Source organism: Streptococcus mitis (genome assembly GCF_003944325.1).
Taxonomy (GTDB): domain Bacteria; phylum Bacillota; class Bacilli; order Lactobacillales; family Streptococcaceae; genus Streptococcus; species Streptococcus mitis_CW.
Map to the genome: position 1 here is coordinate 1 of NZ_RJPX01000100.1, position 780 is coordinate 780.

A 780-nucleotide genomic window follows, 5' to 3' on the forward strand; every position below is an offset into this window, starting at 1 on the left:
ATTATTCTCTACCTTATCGGTCTGGTAGCCACTACCGAAGTCTAATTGATAAGCTGTATTCTCATACTTACCACCTGTTTGACCCAATTCCTTCTTAACAGTCATTGGATTGGTAATCGTCAGAACTTCTCCAGCTTGCACATAGGTCTTGTAGAACTCTTCTGGATTCTCTGCCTCAAACACTTGGATAGCTCCTTTTGGTTTGAAGTTGCTTGATTTAAGAGCTTCTTGTACACCTGATGGGGCCTTTTCTAGACTTTCATAAAGAGCCATTTTCAACCCTTTGACCACTTGCCCTTTAGAATCCGTTACTTGAACACCATCTTGATTGATTGTAACAGCTTCTTCTGGGTAATCATCAACGATATAGAACCCTTTGGCAATACGATCTTTATCTGCTTCAATGCCCTTGTATTGGCTATAATCTGCCGTTACCTTGTAATAGTTGACTGAGCCTGCCAAGACCTGTTTACCACCNATGTTCACACCTGCCTTGTTCAGATTCTTCTTACCTGGTTTCGCAGTAGGAACATTATTCTCTACCTTATCGGTCTGGTAGCCACTACCGAAGTCTAATTGATAAGCTGTATTCTCATACTTACCACCTGTTTGACCCAATTCCTTCTTAACAGTCATTGGATTGGTAATCGTCAGAACTTCTCCAGCTTGCACATAGGTCTTGTAGAACTCTTCTGGATTCTCTGCCTCAAACACTTGGATAGCTCCTTTTGGTTTGAAGTTGCTTGATTTAAGAGCTTCTTGTACACCTGATGGGGCCTT

At 41.7% G+C, this 780-nt stretch carries 1 protein-coding gene; it reads right to left on the reverse strand.

Annotated features, from left to right (window positions below):
- A partial coding sequence (locus D8787_RS11285) for an SspB-related isopeptide-forming adhesin (protein ID WP_398575348.1) occupies positions 1–780 on the reverse strand: 780 nt, incomplete at both ends.